The sequence below is a fragment of the Dyella sp. 01N36 genome (genome assembly GCF_056399745.1).
In genome coordinates, this window is the sequence record NZ_JBFTRY010000361.1 from 1 (window position 1) to 1,469 (window position 1,469).

Consider the following 1,469-nt stretch of genomic DNA (forward strand, 5'->3'; position numbering starts at 1 on the left):
CACCAGCAGGCCGTCCATCAACAGGCGCCCCAGGCCGCGCTTGTCGAGCCGAGCCCGCAGCAGCATCACCAGCAGCGGCACCACCAGCAGCACGCCGACGTAGTTGCCCAGCAGGTCCTGGCCCAACGCCTGCATCATCAGCTCGGTGGTGGGGCTGGCATGGACCAAGGCCATCAGCACCGCATCCGTCGCCGTGGTGGCTGCCACGGTGAAGGCGGCTGACAGCAGCAGGCGGGCCACGTCTTCGGGATCGCGCAGGCTGGCGTGCAGGTTCGCGCGTCGCATCAGCCATAGGCAGATGGCGACGACGAGGGGCTCGGGCAATTCACCGAGCAGGAAACCATGCCAACCCATCGGCTGCGGGTGGACATAGGAAATCAGCCCGCTGGCGGCAAACTCCGCGCCGAGCAGCCACGGCCACATGCGCATGGGCGCCAGCAGCAGTGCGCCGAAACGCAGGCCGTAGGGAAGCATCCAATAGGGTTGCTCGGTGGGCCACAGCAGCAGCCAGAGCAGCAGATAGCCGATGCCGAGCAAGAGGCTGGAACCGGGCAGCACGGGGTGTTTAGGTCGCATGCGGTCGATGTTACATGGCGTCGGGAGGGCGTCTACGCGGCCACCGGCGTGCTTTTGGCCGGTCGCATGCGCAGGGTGATCGTCAACCGCCCCGCAGGCTGCTATACATGCGTTCATGTACAGCATTGTCCTGGTCGATGACCATGCCATTGTCCGCGAGGGGTTCAAGCGGCTGATCGAATTGGAACCGGATCTGGAGGTCGTGGCGGAATGCCGCTGCGCCGACGATGCGGTCGAAGCGGTCGGCACCTGTCGTCCCCATCTCGTGGCACTCGATCTCTCGCTGCCCGATGGCAGCGGGCTGCCGTTGATCGAGCATCTGCGCAGCGTCGCCGTGGACACCCGCATCGTGGTGCTGAGCATGCACGACGGCGAGCCCTATGTATCCGAAGCCCTACGTCGCGGCGCGAGCGGCTACGTCACCAAGGGCGTGGCCCCCGAAGAAYTGGTCGCCGGCCTGCGTGCGGTGATGCAGGGAGAGTGTTTTCTCAGCTCCGACCTGCGCAAGCGTCGCGCCGAGCGGCCGAGCGAATCGCGCGATCCCATCCATCGATTGACGGCACGCGAGCGTGAAGTCTTCCTGTTGCTGGCCGCAGGTCGCGCACCCAAGCAGGTGGCCGGTGAGTTGGGCATCGGCCAGAAGACCGTCTACATCCACCGCGCCAGTTTGATGGGCAAGCTCGGCGCCGGTTCGGAATTGGATCTCTATCGCATGGCCGCCGAACGCGGGTTGTTGCCGCGCAAGAACTGATCCGCCAAACCATCGCGCTTTTRCTCGTTGTAGGAGCGCACTTGTGCGCGACCACCTACGGAGCGACAACGACGCGACGCCTTTGCTCGTTGTAGGAGCGCACTTGTGCGCGACCACCTACGGAGCGACAACGACGCGACGC

Annotated in this window: 2 protein-coding genes; one reads left to right on the forward strand and one right to left on the reverse strand. The window is 65.4% G+C overall.

Features of this window, described 5'->3' with window-relative positions; genetic code table 11:
• Positions 1-576 (reverse strand): MASE1 domain-containing protein (locus AC1DMG_RS22100; protein ID WP_477181150.1); only part of this gene is annotated, 576 nt, incomplete at its 3' end.
• 115 nt (positions 577-691) lie between these two features.
• Here AC1DMG_RS22100 and AC1DMG_RS22105 point away from each other — a divergent pair.
• Positions 692-1,327 carry a response regulator transcription factor gene (locus tag AC1DMG_RS22105; RefSeq protein WP_046970299.1) on the forward strand — a complete coding sequence of 212 codons (636 nt, stop codon included), beginning with the start codon at positions 692-694 and terminating at the stop codon, positions 1,325-1,327.
• Positions 1,328-1,469 lie beyond the last annotated feature (142 nt).